Below are 17,368 nucleotides of genomic sequence, written 5' to 3'. Positions count from 1 at the left end.
ACGATTTTTATAGATTATTTAGCCGATATTTTTTAATATCGGATTTTTGTCCGATATTGCTGCTCATGATAGCGGTACTAACAGGAGATATAATCAATTCAAGAAAGGCGAAATCTGCGAGAGAATGGAATGATCTGTTAAAGGAAAGTCTTTCCAAGGTGACTGAAAGTGATACAGACTGGGAAATCTTTAGAGGCGATAGTTTTCAGCTGGAACTATCAAATCCAGTAAATGCCTTGCATAGCGCTTTGTACTTAAAAGCGAGCTTAAAGACCGTAAAGGACTTAGACGCTCGAATATCAATAGGTGTTGGAGCGAAAAGCTTTACAGGAGAGCGTGTCACCGAATCATATGGTGACGCCTACCTTTTCTCGGGCGAACAATTTGAATTACTTAAAAAAAATAAACAAACTTTGGCCATTCGAACCGGGAACAATACTTTTAATGAAGATTTCAATTTGTTTTTCAGGCTTGCCCTTACCTTCATCGACAATTGGACACCAAATTCGGCTATGTTGGTACAAACGGTTTTTGATCATCCGACCTTATCACAAAAGGAATTGGGTGAAATTTTGGGAATAAGCCAGTCGTCGGTAAGTGAACGGTTTAATCGTGCCTATCTTGCGGAAATTAGGGATCTCATTGAATTGTTTGAAAAAAGACTGAAATCAATTTAATAACTTATAATGGAGCTGTTTTTAAGGTTGTTATTGGCCCACTTGATAGGCGACTTCTTTATACAAAGTGATAAAGGCGTAAAGTCAAAAGAACATAAGAAAGTAAAATCCCCTTACCTCTACTACCATTGTTTGCTTCATATCGGTTTGGCATGGTTGATGGCTTGGGATATCCAATTTTGGCCTTATGCTGTTTTCATTGGATTGACACATTATTTAATCGATTTGGCGAAACTATATTTTCAACAAAAGAAATGGCAGGTGGAGGCGCTAATTGTTGACCAGATCTTTCATGTTTCAATTATTGCTGCGGCCGTTATAATGGCTGAAAGTGTGGAGATACGCTCTTTGGACAAGCTGTTCGATGCGGAAAAACTGGTCCTATACCTTTCCCTGCTATTTCTCACAAAACCATGTTCAATACTTATTAAAACGGCTATTTCTAAATGGACACCTCAAGAGGACGGAAGGGTTGACAGTTCATTGCAGAATGCGGGGAAGTGGATTGGTTATTTGGAGCGATTATTGATTTTTGTCTTCATTATCGTAGGAAAGTTCGACGCGGTTGGTTTTTTATTGGCCGCTAAATCAATTTTCAGATTTGGCGACTTGAAGCAAGGTGATGACAGAAGACTGACTGAATATGTGTTAATAGGTACATTACTAAGCTTTGGTATTGCTGTCGTGGTTGGCTTGTTTTATTACGGTTGGTTTGGATAAGAGGAACGTCTAGGCGTATTGCTTCACTATCATCCCGATTCTAGCGTTTCAAATCATTCCATTCAATGCGCGACGAAAATGCAACTTATAGACGTTCCCCCTGTTTTAATTTTTATAAGCCAATAATCTCAACGCATTAAGAACGACCACCAAGGTAGAGCCTTCATGAGCGATAATAGCCAGGCCAATAGAGGCAAGCTCGAACATAGTTAGCGGAATGAGAAGCACGACTACTCCTAAGCTTATCCACAAATTCTGACGAATAATTGCTTTCGACTTACGGCTTAGGCCGATCGCAAAAGGCAGGTTTTCTAACTTGTCCGCCATCAAGGCTATATCTGCTGTCTCCAGTGCAACGTCCGAACCCGCCGCTCCCATTGCGATTCCAACCGTACTTTTTACCATGGCGGGGGCATCGTTCACCCCGTCGCCCACCATGGCTACCTTGCCTTCTTCGTCTGTGAGTTGTTTAACGGCTCTTACCTTATCTTCAGGCATTAAATCACCGAACGCGTCTGTTAATCCGATCTCCTTTGCAATAGAATTTGCAACCTGTTGATTATCGCCCGTTAACATGATCATTCGTCGAATGCCAAGCTTTCGGAGCGCTGCGAGTGTTTCTTTTGCGCCTACTCGGGGTTTGTCCATTACAGAAATAATTCCGAGAAAATCTTTTCCTTTTTTAACTAACATCACCGTTTTTCCTTCTGCTTCTAATGTCTCCACTTGTTCTTTATAATCTTGTGGAAGATTCCCATCGTCACTTGAGAAAAGAGCCTTATTCCCTATCAAAACTAAGCTGTTGTCGATCGTACCTTTCACGCCTTTACCCGTAACACTTTCTATATCGATAGCCTCACTTATCCTATTAGGTTCAACGATTTCATTAATGCCGTTAACGATTGCCTGAGCTAAAGGGTGATCGCTTTGCTGTTCGACAGCTAGAACTGTGGAATAAAATTCTTGCTTATCAACTCCGTCGAATATGATTAGTTCAGCTAACTTTGGCTTGCCTTCTGTCAAAGTCCCTGTTTTATCGAAAGCTACGGCATCTAATATACCCAAATCTTCAAGTGGCCTACCTCCTTTGATCAAAACTCCTCCTTTAGCTGCACGAGCTACACCACTTAATACAGCACTCGGTGTAGAAATAGCTAAGGCGCATGGGCTCGCCGCTACCAAAACTGATATGGCCCGATAAAAACTTTCGTTGAATGTTTCATCAACAATTAAAAACGCGAAACATAGTAGGATCACTAATAAAAGAACGGCCGGAACAAAATATCGCTGAAATTTATTGGTCAATAATTGGGTAGGCGACTTTTGTTCTTCTACTTCATTAACCATATGTATTAATCGTGCAATGGTCGAATCTTTCGCCTCTTTTATTACCTGGACCTCTAGCACTCGGTTTCCGTTGATAGTGCCCGCAAACACCCGGTTTTTTTGATCTATCTTCTTAACTTTGGAATAATCTCTCGTAGGGGCATCAATGGCCATTTTATCTACCGGAATACTTTCACCTGTAATTGGTGCCTGGTTAACAGTCCCCTCACCTCTTACGACAACCCCGTCTGCCGGAACTTTGCTATTCGGTTTTATACGTATAGTATCCCCTAATTGCAATTCTTCTATTTTGATCTCCACTTCCTTGCCTGCTTGCAGTAACAGGGCGGTCGGCGGGGCTAAATCCGTCAATGCTTGTATCGATTTACGTGCTTTACCGAGTGCATAGTGTTCTAAAGCATGACCAAGACTGAATAGAAAAAGTAACAGGCCGCCTTCTGACCATTTTCCTAATATAGCTGCTCCAACTGCTGCGGCAAACATGAGAAAATCAATCTCGAAAGCTCCTTTCGCTATGGTTTTGATTGCTTCTTTTAATGTGAAAAACCCGCCGAAAAAATAGGCCAAAATAGAGGCTGCCAATGCCATGAATGTTTCGTTGTTTATTGATAGTAAATAGCCGATGCCCAAAGCGAGCCCCGAAAGCAGCGCAAATACGAGCTCCATATTGGAAAAAAAACCGGTATTGTGCTGCTCTTTATGCTGTTCTTTCATAATAATAAAATTAATAAATAAAAAAATTAGATGCCCTTGTTCATAATCATTGTTAATGACCATGCTGATTGCCGCCGTCCATTTTGGCTTGAATGAATACCGCGCCGGATGTGGCGACTTTAACACTGTCAGGTAATACATCGATTGGGATAATTTCGGTGTAGCCGAGCGAGCTTGCACCCTTTTTTATTCGAATACGTTTGAAGAGATATTCTTTTTCTTTGTCTGTGTTGATCTTTTCTTCGTTAACGTAAAATATATAACTGTTACCCTCTTTCTGAGCAATTCCGTCATTAGCAATCGCGTTAACCGTGGTATTTCCGATGCTTAGTATCGCATTTACACCCATTCCGTCTATGAACCCATCCCGATTGCCTACTATTCGTGCATGCACCGCAACCGCTTTATTTTCTCCTTCGAAAGAACTTCCTACTTTATCGACAATTGCTTTGCCCTCTTTGTTGGGATTATTTGAAAGGCTGAATGTGATTTCCTGCCCTATTTTTACTTTCTCCAAATCTTTCTCATAAACATACAGATCGAGATCTACTTCCTCATTATTAACAATGCGTGCAATAATCATCCCTGCATCAGCACTGGCACCAAGCCCCATTTCAACACTGGCAACAGTGCCGGCCATTGGAGCTGTTACCGATAGGCTTTCTCTTATGTTTTCTACGCTTAGTTTCGGGGCATCTATGCCGGCCAAACTTAGCTGTTTCCGGATAGATGCGAGTCGGATTTGTTGTTGGGCAAGCTGCGCTTTTATGTTTTGGTAATTCTTTAATGCACCGGCATTTCCTCTCATGAGTTCCTCTTGTCTATTTAATTCGATCTTTGTAAGCTCGATGCTGTTTTTTAATGTCAGATACTCCTCTTGCAATACGATAATTTCCGGATTAAGCAGCGTAGCGATTAGTTGTCCTTTCTTTACAACAGAGCCGGGAGAAATATATAAGGATTGTATTTTTCCTCCATATAACGACGATATGGAGGCTTTATCTTGATTGTGTACCCGAACAAAACCCACAGCTTGCAAGCCGTTTTTTAGATCCTTTTTTTCAATATAACCTAAGGTAGCATCGATGGCCTTGAGTTGATCTTCGCGAATACTGAGCAGGCCGAACGTTTTAGCCTCTTTTGAGGTGTTTTCTGCCGTTTCGGTGCGGAAAGAATTGGTTGATGCTTTATTTGAGCGATTTGACTGACAGGATAGATTCAACAGGACGGCACAAACGCATCCCCATAATTTTATTCTTTTCATTTTTTGTTTTTTTGAGCTATGCTGGTATGGTTATTTCCCTGTTAGATAATTTATAGTGGCTACCACCTGATTATACCGATTAAGTGTTTCAAGGTATTGGAGGTGGGTATTAAAAGCTTGTTCTATACTTTGTGTATAAGCTACGTAGTCAATCTCACCTTTTCTATATCCTAATCTCGAAGAGGCGATCAATTCGTCCGCTTCTTGCAGTCCACTATCTTCATAAAATATAAGGGCAGCCTGTAACGGTCGGTAATAACTTAATTGTTGCATAAAAGTCGTTTTTAAATTACTGAAGGTCTGCTCATATGCGTATTCAGCAGCTTTGGTTGCCAGTAGAGAAGCTTTTACTTTCGCTTTTTGTGCGGCTAAATTAAATAGAGGTACTGCGACCCCTAGAGAAACACCAGCTATTTTAGTTCTTTGTCCGTATGATTTGTTTATTCCTTCTGGATTCCATCCCTGAAGAATGAGTTGCTGTTGATAGCCAACAGTGATATCCGGTAAAAAAGCCGATTTCTGTACCTTGACCGATTCTTCCGCTACGCGGATTTGTTGATTAGCAAAAGATAGCAGCGGGTTGTTTTTAAGTGCGACACTATCTGTTGTTGATAAAATACTTAATTTATAATCTTCTTGCTCTTTTATATCGTATGGTTCGGATACATTAAGCAAACGCATCAACTCCTGCAAAGCAGCTATTTTAGCAGCGCCTGCCTGTTGCTGTTGTAATTGAAGCTGTCGATAACGATTGGATGCAATCAGTAACTCGGTCTTTGAAGTTTCTCCTGTATTATAACGCAGTTCGGCGATTTTGAGAAATTCATTCAAGATGCTATCCTGTTTTGTCCGGAGCTTGAGTGATTGATTGGCATAAACGAGATTAGCAAAAGCGATACGCACTTCACGTATAAGGTCGTTCTTACTTACTGTTAGACTTGTTGCCGCTAATGTGGTTTGTTCTTCTAACAGCTGTCTTTTAGCACCGTATACCGTTGGGAAGCTGAATGTTTGACCAATACCTATGTTGTTGTCCGGACTGGCGCCTTCTAAAGGAGATTGCGCTGCCGAAATATCTATGTTGGCCGGATCAAAAGCGCTTTTTTCCAAAGCTTTCTGTCTAAGCTGATTTACATCAGCTTCTTTAAGTCCAGGATTGTTTTTCAAGGCCATGTTTATGGCTTCGTCTAAGCTAATTCTGCCTTGGATCATGTCTTGTTGATTTTGAGCGGAAACGATAAGGGAAGGTCCGGTAAGCAGTACTAGCGCTAAGGAAATCATTCGGATCAAGCGTTTAGGACTCCTAAGTTTGAAAGAGTAGAAAAGAAAATAAAGTATCGGCAAAACAAATAAGGTAAGGAGTGTCGCAGTTACTAAACCTCCTATGACAACGGTGGCCAATGGCTTCTGAACTTCAGCCCCGGAACCGGTGGATATAGCCATAGGTAGAAACCCGAGGGACGCCGCTGTTGCTGTCATCAAAACAGGTCTCAGCCTGGAGAGTGATCCTTCAAGAATACGGCGTAGGATGTTTCCCTGTCCTGCTTTTTTCAACTGATTGAATGTACTAATCAATACGATACCATTCAATACGGCTACGCCGAACAAAGCAATAAAGCCGACGCCGGCTGAAATGCTAAATGGCATATCACGAAGCTTTAGAGCGATTATTCCACCGATAGCCGACATCGGGATGGCGGTAAATATTAATACGGATTCTTTCGTCGAGCCGAATGTAAAAAACAGTAAAACGAAAATTAGCAACAAAGCTAGGGGTACTGCGATGAGTAGTCTCGATTTTGCTTCTTGCAGATTCTCAAACTGACCTCCAAAGGTATAAAAGTAACCATCCGGTAATTTTACTTCTTCATCAATTTTATTTTTGATGTCGTCAACAACACTTTGGACGTCACGACCTACAATATTGAAACCGACTACTATACGTCTTTTTGCATCGTCGCGACTAATTTGCGCGGGGCCATCTTTAAACTCGATATTTGCCAGCTGAGAAAGTGCAACTTGTTCACCATTTGAAATCGGCACGAGCAAATTACGAACATCGTCAATATTGTTTTTAACAGTACTATCTAAGCGTAAAACTAAATCAAACCGCCTTTCATTTTCATAAATTACACCGGCAATTGCACCGGCGAAGGCCGTATTTAGTGCTGTGTTTAGTGCTTTGATGGTTGTACCGTAGTTTGCAAGTTGGTCATAATTATAGGTTACTGTAATTTGCGGTAATCCACTGATGGGCTCGGGTAATACACCGGAAGCTCCGCGAACGGTGGCGATTGAAGTTGTCACCTTATCAGCATAAGTCGCAAGCGAATCTAAGTTCTCGCCAAAAATTTTGATTGCCACATCTTGCCGAATACCCGTCATTAACTCGTTAAAGCGCATTTGTATGGGCTGATTGGCTTCGATATAGACGCCTGGTAGTAAATTTAACGCCTTCTCCATATCGGTCGCAAGCTGCTCATAACTGCGGTCGCTTTTCCATTCTGATTGATTCTTTAGAATAACCATGAGATCGGTTGCTTCAGGTGGCATTGGATCGGTTGGGACTTCAGCAGAACCCGTTTTTCCAACCACCATTTTTACTTCATCGAAAGTTTTGAGAATTTTAGCGGCCTTCATCGACGTTCCGATACTCTGTGAAAGTGACGCACCTTGTGGAAGTACACACTGAAAAGCAAAGTCACCTTCTTTTAGTTGCGGAATGAATTCTGCTCCCATTCTTGAGAATAGGTATGCACTTCCTCCAAAAAGCAACAAGGTAAATGATAGAATCCAATAGGGTGCTCTTAATGCTTTTTTTAATAAAGGAGTATAAAACCGTTGTAATTTATACATTAAACGATCGGAAAAAGTCTTTTTTTGTATCGGTTTTTTAGAAAGAAAAAGCGCGCACATCATCGGGACATAGGTCATGGAAAGTATGAGAGCACCAATGATCGCAAAACTAACAGTCTGCGCCATTGGTTTGAACATTTTCCCCTCAATACCCGTTAATGCTAGAATAGGGATGTATACCATTAAAATAATGATTTCGCCAAAAGCAGCACTCGATCGGATTTTTACAGCTGAATCAAATACATGATCGTCCATTTCTTCTTGGTTTAATCTGAAGGCAGATTTTCGTAGGCCAAAGTGATGCATTGTCGCTTCTACGATAATAACTGCTCCGTCTACGATCAAGCCAAAATCGATCGCACCTAAACTCATCAGATTGGCACTGACACCGAAGATGTTCATCATTGAGAATGCAAAAAGCATGGAAAGTGGAATAGCAGATGCAACGATAAGGCCGGCACGAAGGTTACCCAGAAACAGGACAAGAACCAAAATAACGATCAAGGCACCTTCTATTAGGTTACTTTTGACGGTATCAATGGCGCGATTCACTAGATTTGTTCGGTCTAGATAAGGTTCGATTACAATATCTTTGGGAAGCGACTTTTGTATCGTCCGCATCTTTTCCTTAACTAGCTTTACGACCTCTGCACTATTAGAGCCCTTTAACATCATAACCACACCTCCCACTGCCTCCCTTTCTCCATTATAGGTTAAAGCGCCATATCGTATGGCTCCGCCAAATTGTGGACTGGAGACATCTTTAATTAAAATTGGAACACCCTTACTATCTTTTTTGATCACAATGTTTCCAATATCGGTTAAACTCCGCGCCAAGCCGAGTGAACGGATATAATAAGCATTGGGCTTTTTATCGATATATGCCCCGCCTGTATTCTCATTATTGTTTTGTAAGGCGGTGAATACTTCGGCAATTGTAATGTTATAAGCCTGCAATCTATCCGGACGAACTGCAACTTCGTACTGCTTTAATATTCCGCCGAAGCTATTAACCTCGGCTACACCGGGAGTTCCATACAGTTGCCGCGCTACTATCCAATCTTGCATTGTTCGAAGATCAGTAGGTGAATATCGTTTTTCAGCACCTGGTCGGGGATGGATGATATATTGGTAAATTTCCCCTAAACCGGTACTGATAGGTCCCAATTTCGGTTCGCCGATACCTGGTGGAATTTGGCTTTGAGCTTCTTTTATACGCTCGGCAATCTGTTGCCTTGCCCAATAAATATCTACTTTCTCTTTGAATACTACCGTAATCACTGAAAGACCGAAACGACTAATACTTCTTATTTCGATCATCTGCGGAATGGTGGCAACGGATAGCTCAATTGGAAAAGTAACTAATCGTTCGATTTCCTGAGCTGCCAGACTGGGAGCACTGGTAATTATTTGCACCTGATTATTGGTAATGTCAGGTAACGCATCAATAGGAAGTTTAGTTGCAGACCATACCCCCCAAACAATGAGTACAAAGGTAAATATACCTACAATCAGCTTGTTTTTTATACTAAAAAAAATGATTTTATTCAACATAAGTTACACGTAATGTATAGCATACCGTAACGGTATCTATACAAATTATTCCAATATGACTAACGATTGTTCACGGGCGGATTATAAGACTTTCCCGTGAATGACATTTTTATGGAAGGTGTAATCTGTTATGCGTCAATAGCAAAAAAGGTAATTATTGAAGAATTACCATCACTAAACACATAGTTTCTAAGTATTACACAACATCCTTAAAGACTAATGTGCTTTTTGGAGGCTGCCAGATACTTGATACCTGTTCATTTGAGAAGTAAACTGTTAAAGGGATTGCCGGACAAGTTTGTAAGGGTATATACGGTAACCAATCATTCGTTGCCGGAAGAATTTTAAAGTTATGTAGGGAATAACTGCAACTTTCATTATGGTGATGATCACAGGGGAAATTTGTGTCTTCTTCATTATCTGAAGCATCATGCTTTTCAACTCCCTGACTGTGCTCTTTCAGAAATTCTAAAAGTGATATTTTTCCATGATCTTCTAAATGATGAGCGTAGTGTGCAGGAAACGAGGTCACAAATAGCAAAGCATCTTGTGGAATTATCATCCAAATAAAGAAATAGATAACACTTATTTTCTTTAATATTGCCATCGCTATTGATCAACTACGAACAAAGCTATTAAAAATTATTGAAAATGAATAGGATCCTTTTCCGTATTGTTCGAGCGGGATACCGAACTAAGCGATGACAAACACATGTATATAAAGCAATTACAATATATACTGGCGGGCCTAGTATTCGCAGTTTTATGGTCGTCTGCGTCCATAGCTACGAAATGGGGATTACAGGTTTCACAACCTTTTGTTCTAGCGATTACTCGATTTTGTCTGGCCGGCGGCATTATGATTTTTATTTCTCATATTATGCTGAAACATCGTTTACCTCATGGGAATGAATGGAAACAGCTGTTTGCCTACGGTATTCTCAATATTGGCGTTTATTTGGGATTGTATGTCCTTGCTATGCAGCACGTGTCCGCAGGTCTTGGATCACTTTTTCCCGCAACAAGTCCAGTTTTTGTGAGTGTGATTTCCGCGTTGGTTTATAAACAACGAATCACCGCCAAAATATTGTTCAGCTTAAGCTTGTGCCTCATCGGTATTGTTGTTGCCGCCTATCCTTTATTAATGAAGAGCTATGCGTCCCCTATCGGTTTGTTTTTGCTTCTACTGAGCATGTTATCTTACTCGTTGGGGTCTATTTACTTCGCTAAGAAGAACTGGCAGAAACTAAATATACTTACTATAAATGGTTGGCAAACGATATTAGGCGGTTTACTGCTTGTACCCTTCATGCTCTTCTATTACGATCGGTCCCTAAATACTTATAATATAACATTTTGGAGCGCGGTGAGCTGGTTAGCATTTGTTGTTTCGATTGGTGCTGTTCAAATTTGGCTTTACTTGATTAGGCAAGATGCCGTTAAAGCCTCTTTTTGGCTCTTTTTGTGCCCAATATCCGGTTTTTTTATTGCCTGGTTGCTTGCCAACGAACCAATTGATGCATATACCGGCCTAGGTGTAATGTTGGTGATAGCGGGGCTAGCCCTTGTGTTAAAAAGAAAATAGATCGGATAAACCAATCCGTACATGCCATACGATCATTTGTTACTTTAAAAGAAATAAAATGGATAAAACCATTGTTATTAAATAACTTAATTATTATGTTTGTTTAGGTATTAAACTTATTGTTATGGGAAAATTTGTTATTAAAACAGCTAAAAACGGCCAATTTTATTTTAATTTAAAAGCAGATAATGGTCAGGTGATTTTATCAAGCGAACAGTATACAACCAAATCAGCTTGTAATAATGGTATATCGTCCGTGAAAGAAAACGCAAAGTTAGATGAGCGGTACGATAGCAAAGAATCTAGCAATGGAAAATTCTTTTTCAACTTGAAGGCAAAAAACGGACAGATTATTGGTACCAGCGAGATGTATGAAACGAGTTCCGGTCGTGATAATGGTATCAGTTCCGTTAAGAAAAATGCACCTGACGCCACAACCATAGAAGAATAAAGAAATAGAATGGTAGCTAACTTAAGTTGGCGGCACCAAAAGTTGTATAGGATCCGATTCTACGGAAAATGTACAACTTTTTTTATTTTATGCGATGTTTACCTTGCTATATATTGCTGTCGACCAATTTATTACTAGTCAATTTCATCGATGATAGGCGATGTAAACAGACTGTGTTGACTGGCAGTGAACAAGTCTCTCCACATACGATTAATTTCTTCGGTGGGTCTAGCTGCTTTCATACCACAATAGGGATATAGTTTGGCTACCCATTGCTGCGCGGTCTTAACCAACAAACGAGTATGTTTACTGATTTGTTCGAGTAGAGCTAAGTCGATAGCATTCGTTGTATTCAATTGCATCCAGGATTTTTCAACTAATTCATAAAGTTCGCGTTGTAAGTTATTCATTTCCAGTTTGGCATTTGACAAATATTGATCGGGTAACTTCATTTTCCCATGGTAATTATCCCGTACGTCACTGTACTTTTCATCAAAGATTTCGTGGCATAAATCGAGAAACCTACAGGTCATACCGAGGGTGTTAACGCATAATGTAGCTTCTGCGAACTGTTGAAACGGATAACGATAAATCGGAGCCTTTAATATTGCACCTTGGGGGTCTATTTTGAAAGCCCTCCTCTTTTCTACTTTTAGATTATTTACCTCAAAACTATGACTCGCTGTTGCTTTCAAGCCCATGGCATTCCAGTCGTGCAAAATGGTGACTTCATCCTGTAAAAAGAAAAAGGATTTTACTACCGGCTTCTTTGCCGCATCCAGTAACGGTTCTCCATTTTGGTAAATTTCACAATTTGCCGTGAAAACAGTATTATGTGCAGCCCCGGTGGCATATTGCCATTTACCGGATACTAAATAACCCTCTTCCATTATTTCAGCATGGCCACCTACTCGTCCGCTGCCACCGAAACACACTTTTTTGTTGCTGAATAAGGGGTGTGCGATGTCCTGATTTAAAAAGCCGACAAACATGTTGGCTCCGCTGCAGAGCGTCACCGTCCAGCCTAGGCTTCCATCTATTTCGGCCAACAACCGTTCTATTTGAAGGGCTTCTGTTAGGGAGAGGTCTAGCCCGCCGTAAGCTTTGGGTACAAAGAGATTAAAAAGCTTGTTTTCGTATATAACTGCTAATTGTTTAGTTGTTAAGCTACCTTGTAATTCGGCTTCTAAGCTTTCTTGACGCAATTCTGCAGCTATTTTTTTTAATTCTTGAAGAAGTTTCATTGATTTATCATTTATACATTAAGCTGTCGGTAAATCTTCTTTTTCCATGCGAAATAACCAAAAATGGCGACAATGAAAAGTATCAACGTTAATATCGCATAAAGCAAAAGATCTTTATGAATATAAAGCGGGATCGCAAAAGCGTTGCTTATATTCAGTAGCAACCAATTTTCAATTTTTCTTTTTGCCAATAACCACATCCCGGCCCAAGCCGTTACACTTACCCAAGTATCCCACAGTGGGACGGTAGAATCCGTGAAATGGATGAGAATCTTATATAGAAAAGGCGTTCCCAGCAAAAGAAAACCAGCAACGACCAGCCAATCACTTGTTGAGCAGGTCGTAATGGGCACCTTTTCACTACTTCCTTTTCTAAGCCAGTAATACCATCCATATATGCTCATTACGAGGTAGTAGGCATTTAATAAAATTTCCGCATATAGGCCCGCTTCGTACAAAACAAACATCGTAATGAGAATACTGATAATGCCGCAGGGATACAGAGCTACTTTGTTGTACCGTGCCAGTAACACCTCCGCTATTCCGAAAAGGACTCCAAACCATTGTATCAGTGGTGTTTGTATTAACTGTTCTTTAAAGATAGTTAGCCATTCTGCCATGTCACGCATTTTAACGAGCTATTTGCCTATTAATTTTACAAGAGCTGCGAAGTTAAGCTTAATTTGTGCCAAATTTGAAATATTCATCGTTTCTTCTGCAGCGGGAAATAATCTCAATTTTCACCAAATACAGCACAACGAAAACAATTATGCTAAGCTATTGTTAAGTGATGGATTTATTAAAGATTCATTTATTCACATGTTAAATTCCCCTTCTCCGGAAAAAAGACCTTATTCTTTTGAGTTGGCTTCAAGCTTATTGTCATTAGTACTCATCATTGCAGTTCTCTACTTTTTACAAAGCGTGCTTGTCCCTCTCATGTTTTCTATTCTAATTGCTATTTCGCTTTATCCCGTAACCAGGTTCCTCGAAAGGTTCAATGTTCATAGAGCACTTTCAGCAATTCTTTCTGTTATATTAGCGATATTAGTTATAGCCGGACTCATCTGGTTTATTGTACATCAGGTAATCGTGATTGGCCATAACGGAACAGATCTTCAAAGTAAATTCTTGACCATATTTAATACCATCCAACAATGGATAACTGTTAAATTCGGTGTTGAGCCGGGGGAGCTGACCGCAAAGGTAAAGGAGTTGTCTAATCGGGCTTTATCGAACGCAGGCACCTATCTTTCAGCTGCTTTTGGCTCTGTGGGCGGTATTTTAGCAGGTCTTGTGATTGTGCCACTTTTTTCTTTTTTCCTTCTTTATTACCGGGATTTTTTTCGCGAATTTTTCTTTCATGCCTTCCGCAGTACATCGCAAGATAAAGTTCACGAAACCCTTAATCGTATTTATAGTGTTGTTCAAAGCTATTTGCTTGGTTTGATTACGGTAATGGCTATTGTTGCCGTTTTGAATACGGTTGGATTACTGTTGATGGGAGTGGAATATGCTTGGTTCTTTGGCACCTTAGCATCTCTACTGATGTTACTGCCTTATATTGGTATTGCCATTGGGTCTATACTACCTGCAGTGTTTGCACTTGCCACGAAGGATAGTTATTGGTATGCCATTGGCGTTGTCGCTTGGTTTCAAGTTGTGCAATTCTTGGAAGGCAACGTTATTACACCGAATATTGTCGGTAGTAAAGTGAGTATTAATCCGCTAATGGCGGTAATTGCTATTTTGCTTGGGGGAATGTTGTTCGGACTAGCGGGTTTAATACTGGCACTGCCGTTAACGGCGGTTATTAAAGTTTTATTTGACGCTATTCCTTCCATGAAAGCTTTTGGTTTTCTAATAGGAGAACCCGAAAAATATCATTTGAAAAAGCATTCGACAATGGTATTACTAAAAAGATGGAAGTTAAAGGATAAATTAGATAAGGATAAATAACTTGTTCATCATGATCGACTGTCAGCGATTGCGCAATTTTTGACAATCGCTGATAATACATTTTATCCCTGATCTTCCAACAAAAGCTCAAGTTCTTTTCCTGCTATTAATAGCTCTTCCGTGATTTTTCTCGTGTACTGCTTAATTTCTTCTTTAAATGCCTTGACGGACGCTCCGGAGCGTATTTCTTCCAATCGCTTTTCCCATTGACCTGTTAGCTCCGCTTGTGCAATTAGTTTATCTTTCACTATGTCGTATACAGCAAGCCCGGTTTCCGATGGCAGTAAGTTCTTTTTCTTTCTTGTAATATAAGAACGCTTTATCAAGGTTTCGATGATTGATGCGCGCGTTGCCGGAGTCCCTAGCCCACTTCCTTTCATTGCATATCGCAGTTCTTCGTCCTCAATTTCCTTACCTGCCGTTTCCATTGCTTTCAATAAGCTTGCCTCGGTATAAAGTGGTTTAGGCTTGGTTTGTTTTTCAGCGATGCTTTTTTCTATAATAGCCAAGCTTTCGCCTTCACTTACTTTCGGTATGGTGTTGTTCTCCGGTTGATCTTGATCATTCTCTTCCGGTTCATTGTATACGGCGCGCCAGCCCGCAGATCGAATTACGGTACCATTTGCGATGAATGTTGAACCTGATTCAATGGTAATCTTAGTGAGGTCCTTCACACAGACTTCATGAAAAGCCTCTAACATCCTTCCAATAATCATGTCATATAGTACCTGCTTATCAGGTGACAGGTTTCGTGCCGGTTCTCCCGTCGGTAAAATAGCATGGTGATCTGTCACTTTCTTGGCATTGACACTTCTTTTGTTGAGTTTGTTATTGGCCAAAACTATAGCTTGTTTCGAAAAAAAAGGATGTTGTTGTTGCTTTTCGATGAGTTGCGGAATGGTTTCAAAAACATCATCACCTATATATTGACTACCTGTACGAGGGTATGTTATTAATTTTTCCTCATATAGGCGTTGTAGAATTGCCAGCGTTTCATCAGCGGTGTATCCTTTCTTTTTGTTCGCTTCTTGCTGTAAGCTACTGAGGTCGTGCAGCAATGGAGGTTGCTCCTTTTTTGTTTTTGTTTCGACTTTGCTGATATCCCCCCCTGTAGCAAATCCATCTGCTACACTTTTGACGGCATTAAGAATTTCTTCTGCCTCTTCCCTTTTATAATAGTTTTTTTTGGAAACGGCTTTGAAGTTCTGCCCGTCCTTTTGCAAGGAAATGATGACCTGAAAATAAGTCTGAGGGATAAAGTTCTTGTTCTCCAGGTATCGAGCGCAAATCATTGCCAAGGTGGGAGTCTGCACCCGACCCAAGGATAACACGGTTTTAGATCCGGCTGATATACTCAGGGCTTGGGTCGCATTCATCCCTACGAGCCAATCAGATTCAGAGCGGCAATGAGCTGAATAAAACAAGGTATCATAATCCTTGCCGGGTTTAAGGTTCCTAAACCCATCTTTAATGGCTGCATCAGTCTGTGAGGAGATCCAAAGTCGCCTAAACGGCTTTTGACAATGGAGATAATGATAAATGTATCTAAAGATAAGCTCTCCTTCCCTACCGGCATCCGTTGCTACAATAATCTCCGTCGCTATATCAAAAAGAGCTTTTATGGTATTGAGCTGCTTGCGTACAGATGGATCCTCAATCATACCTTCGTTCGTTCTGATTTTTCGAACACTCAGCTTTAGTTTTTGCGGAAGCATCGGCAGATTTTTTACTTTCCATCCTATATATCCATATTCTTGCGGTGGGGCTAATTGCAGTAAATGACCAAAGGCCCAGGTGAAGGAGTATCCTTTGCCTTCTATATATCCGTCTCTTTTCGTCGTAGCTCCAAATACCTTTGCCAGATCACGTGCTACAGACGGCTTTTCTGTTATAATGATCTTCATTAAGATTGCTTTTGGAACCGCTAAATTAGGGTATCTACGCTTAAATTTCGTCTTTTTTTATTAGATGATTGATTGTCTTTTGTTTAGCAAATTGTATTTTAGTTTACTTTAAAAATAATATGGAAATCTTATCATACCTCTTTTTTGGAATAACGATTTCGATCGTGTTATTGTTTATCTGGTCAAAGAGGAAACGAGCCGGGAGAAAGGGGGCGCAGGAAGGCTTGACCGAAACTTATAGCGGGATATTAGAACAATACGTATCCTTTTATAGGGACCTTAATGACGCGGACCAAGAGCGCTTTCTTAACGAGATTACCATTTTTTTAAGAGACGTGCACATTGAAGGTGTTGGTACAGAGGTGAATGAGCTGGACCGGGTCTTGATTGCCTCGAGCGCTGTTATCCCAATTTTTAATTTTCGCGGTTGGCGCTATAAAAACCTTAGTAACATTGTCTTATATCCTGATACGTTTAACAGTGACTTTCAATTTGTTGGCGCACGCCGAAACACGTTGGGTATGGTAGGCGAAGGTTTTATGAATGGCCAAATGATATTATCGAAAAGTGCCTTACATCACGGATTTTCGGAAAATAGCAATGAGAGTAATACAGCAATTCACGAGTTTGTTCATCTGATCGATAAGCGAGATGGAAGTGTCGACGGAATCCCTGAGCTTCTTTTGGCACGCCCCTACGTGATTCCCTGGATAAAAATGATGCATGCTGAAATGCATCGGATTAAAGCGGGTCGTTCCGATATTGATCCTTATGCGCTAACAAATGAAGCAGAATTTTTGGCTGTTGTATCGGAATATTTCTTCGAAAAGCCAACTAAATTCAGAGATCACCATCCCGAACTTTTCGATCTCCTGACAAAGATGTTTGGTAAAAAGCCTTGAAAAATGGACTTCGCTCCGTTCTATCCTGCATACGATTAACTCGTTTGTTTAGCAAGAAAGAAGCGGTAAATGGTTGCCTTGTTTGTTGGTTAAAGCAGCTGCTAAAACGAAAAAGGATTTAGTATTAGATTTTCAGTCCTTTTTTGTTTGTTAAAATAAAGCCTTAAAAATTATTTAACTGTTTATTAATA

The 17,368-nt window shown here is 40.4% G+C and carries 13 protein-coding genes; 6 read left to right on the top strand and 7 right to left on the bottom strand.

Annotation, left to right across the window (positions count from 1 at the left end; all coding sequences use genetic code 11):
- The first annotated feature begins 65 nt into the window (after window positions 1-65).
- Both M1D52_RS13240 and M1D52_RS13235 read left to right on the top strand, forming a co-directional pair.
- Entirely contained in the window at window positions 66-677 is a 612-nt protein-coding gene (locus M1D52_RS13240; RefSeq protein WP_013666916.1) for a MarR family transcriptional regulator, read from the top strand.
- A 9-nt stretch (window positions 678-686) separates the two neighbouring features.
- Entirely contained in the window at window positions 687-1,397 is a 711-nt protein-coding gene (locus M1D52_RS13235) for a DUF3307 domain-containing protein (RefSeq protein ID WP_013666917.1), read from the top strand.
- Between the two features lie 105 nt (window positions 1,398-1,502).
- On the opposite strand, the gene M1D52_RS13230 is transcribed toward M1D52_RS13235, so the two are convergent.
- The 4 genes from M1D52_RS13230 to M1D52_RS13215 all read right to left on the bottom strand — a co-directional run bounded on the left by M1D52_RS13230 (window position 1,503) and on the right by M1D52_RS13215 (window position 9,739).
- Window positions 1,503-3,458, bottom strand: coding sequence for a heavy metal translocating P-type ATPase (locus M1D52_RS13230; protein WP_437392776.1), 1,956 nt, complete (start codon window positions 3,456-3,458; stop codon window positions 1,503-1,505).
- A 52-nt stretch (window positions 3,459-3,510) separates the two neighbouring features.
- On the bottom strand, window positions 3,511-4,722 hold the full coding sequence (locus M1D52_RS13225; RefSeq protein WP_437360702.1) for an efflux RND transporter periplasmic adaptor subunit: 1,212 nt from the start codon (window positions 4,720-4,722) through the stop codon (window positions 3,511-3,513).
- A 30-nt stretch (window positions 4,723-4,752) separates the two neighbouring features.
- Complete coding sequence (locus tag M1D52_RS13220) at window positions 4,753-9,132, bottom strand: CusA/CzcA family heavy metal efflux RND transporter (RefSeq protein WP_437392775.1); 4,380 nt, start codon at window positions 9,130-9,132, stop codon at window positions 4,753-4,755.
- Window positions 9,133-9,328: 196 nt separating this feature from the next.
- A complete protein-coding gene (locus M1D52_RS13215; protein WP_437392774.1) occupies window positions 9,329-9,739 on the bottom strand; it encodes a hypothetical protein in 411 nt (136 codons plus the stop codon).
- 105 nt (window positions 9,740-9,844) lie between these two features.
- On the opposite strand from M1D52_RS13215, the gene M1D52_RS13210 reads away from it, so the two are divergent.
- Together M1D52_RS13210 and M1D52_RS13205 are read left to right on the top strand one after the other, a co-directional pair.
- Window positions 9,845-10,717 carry a DMT family transporter gene (locus M1D52_RS13210; RefSeq protein WP_013666922.1) on the top strand — a complete coding sequence of 291 codons (873 nt, stop codon included), beginning with the start codon at window positions 9,845-9,847 and terminating at the stop codon, window positions 10,715-10,717.
- A gap of 124 nt (window positions 10,718-10,841) precedes the next feature.
- Complete coding sequence (locus M1D52_RS13205; RefSeq protein WP_013666923.1) at window positions 10,842-11,168, top strand: YegP family protein; 327 nt, start codon at window positions 10,842-10,844, stop codon at window positions 11,166-11,168.
- A 134-nt stretch (window positions 11,169-11,302) separates the two neighbouring features.
- On the opposite strand, the gene M1D52_RS13200 is transcribed toward M1D52_RS13205, so the two are convergent.
- Window positions 11,303-12,412, bottom strand: a complete 1,110-nt coding sequence (locus M1D52_RS13200) for an acyl-CoA dehydrogenase family protein (RefSeq protein WP_013666924.1) — start codon at window positions 12,410-12,412, stop codon at window positions 11,303-11,305.
- Between the two features lie 11 nt (window positions 12,413-12,423).
- Window positions 12,424-13,032 (bottom strand): nicotinamide riboside transporter PnuC, encoded by a 609-nt coding sequence (pnuC, locus tag M1D52_RS13195; RefSeq protein ID WP_013666925.1) that lies wholly within the window; start codon window positions 13,030-13,032, stop codon window positions 12,424-12,426.
- On the opposite strand from pnuC, the gene M1D52_RS13190 reads away from it, so the two are divergent.
- Window positions 13,031-14,371, top strand: coding sequence for an AI-2E family transporter (locus M1D52_RS13190; protein WP_083812311.1), 1,341 nt, complete (start codon window positions 13,031-13,033; stop codon window positions 14,369-14,371). The genes pnuC and M1D52_RS13190 overlap by 2 nt on opposite strands.
- Window positions 14,372-14,433: 62 nt before the next feature.
- Here M1D52_RS13190 and M1D52_RS13185 read toward each other — a convergent pair whose 3' ends face one another.
- Complete coding sequence (locus M1D52_RS13185) at window positions 14,434-16,275, bottom strand: DNA topoisomerase 3 (protein ID WP_437360713.1); 1,842 nt, start codon at window positions 16,273-16,275, stop codon at window positions 14,434-14,436.
- 119 nt (window positions 16,276-16,394) lie between these two features.
- Here M1D52_RS13185 and M1D52_RS13180 point away from each other — a divergent pair, with 119 nt between their 5' ends.
- The gene (locus M1D52_RS13180; RefSeq protein WP_437360715.1) at window positions 16,395-17,177 is read left to right on the top strand and encodes a M90 family metallopeptidase; all 783 of its coding nucleotides are present in this window, start codon (window positions 16,395-16,397) and stop codon (window positions 17,175-17,177) included.
- Window positions 17,178-17,368: the final 191 nt, after the last annotated feature.

The sequence above is a fragment of the Olivibacter sp. SA151 genome, from assembly GCF_054130995.1.
The sequence above is the reverse complement of the archived record's forward strand: the minus strand, read 5'-3'. Positions and strand labels throughout refer to the sequence as shown.

What these genes read in the sequence shown, in the direction of transcription:
- M1D52_RS13240 (WP_013666916.1), top strand. Translation starts at nt 66, where the DNA reads ATGATAGCGGTACTAACAGGAGATATAATCAATTCAAGAAAGGCGAAA.
- M1D52_RS13235 (WP_013666917.1), top strand. Translation starts at nt 687, where the DNA reads ATGGAGCTGTTTTTAAGGTTGTTATTGGCCCACTTGATAGGCGACTTC.
- M1D52_RS13230 (WP_437392776.1), bottom strand. Translation starts at nt 3,458, where the DNA reads ATGAAAGAACAGCATAAAGAGCAGCACAATACCGGTTTTTTTTCCAAT.
- M1D52_RS13225 (WP_437360702.1), bottom strand. Translation starts at nt 4,722, where the DNA reads ATGAAAAGAATAAAATTATGGGGATGCGTTTGTGCCGTCCTGTTGAAT.
- M1D52_RS13220 (WP_437392775.1), bottom strand. Translation starts at nt 9,132, where the DNA reads ATGTTGAATAAAATCATTTTTTTTAGTATAAAAAACAAGCTGATTGTA.
- M1D52_RS13215 (WP_437392774.1), bottom strand. Translation starts at nt 9,739, where the DNA reads ATGGCAATATTAAAGAAAATAAGTGTTATCTATTTCTTTATTTGGATG.
- M1D52_RS13210 (WP_013666922.1), top strand. Translation starts at nt 9,845, where the DNA reads ATGTATATAAAGCAATTACAATATATACTGGCGGGCCTAGTATTCGCA.
- M1D52_RS13205 (WP_013666923.1), top strand. Translation starts at nt 10,842, where the DNA reads ATGGGAAAATTTGTTATTAAAACAGCTAAAAACGGCCAATTTTATTTT.
- M1D52_RS13200 (WP_013666924.1), bottom strand. Translation starts at nt 12,412, where the DNA reads ATGAAACTTCTTCAAGAATTAAAAAAAATAGCTGCAGAATTGCGTCAA.
- M1D52_RS13190 (WP_083812311.1), top strand. Translation starts at nt 13,031, where the DNA reads ATGTCACGCATTTTAACGAGCTATTTGCCTATTAATTTTACAAGAGCT.
- pnuC (WP_013666925.1), bottom strand. Translation starts at nt 13,032, where the DNA reads ATGGCAGAATGGCTAACTATCTTTAAAGAACAGTTAATACAAACACCA.
- M1D52_RS13185 (WP_437360713.1), bottom strand. Translation starts at nt 16,275, where the DNA reads ATGAAGATCATTATAACAGAAAAGCCGTCTGTAGCACGTGATCTGGCA.
- M1D52_RS13180 (WP_437360715.1), top strand. Translation starts at nt 16,395, where the DNA reads ATGGAAATCTTATCATACCTCTTTTTTGGAATAACGATTTCGATCGTG.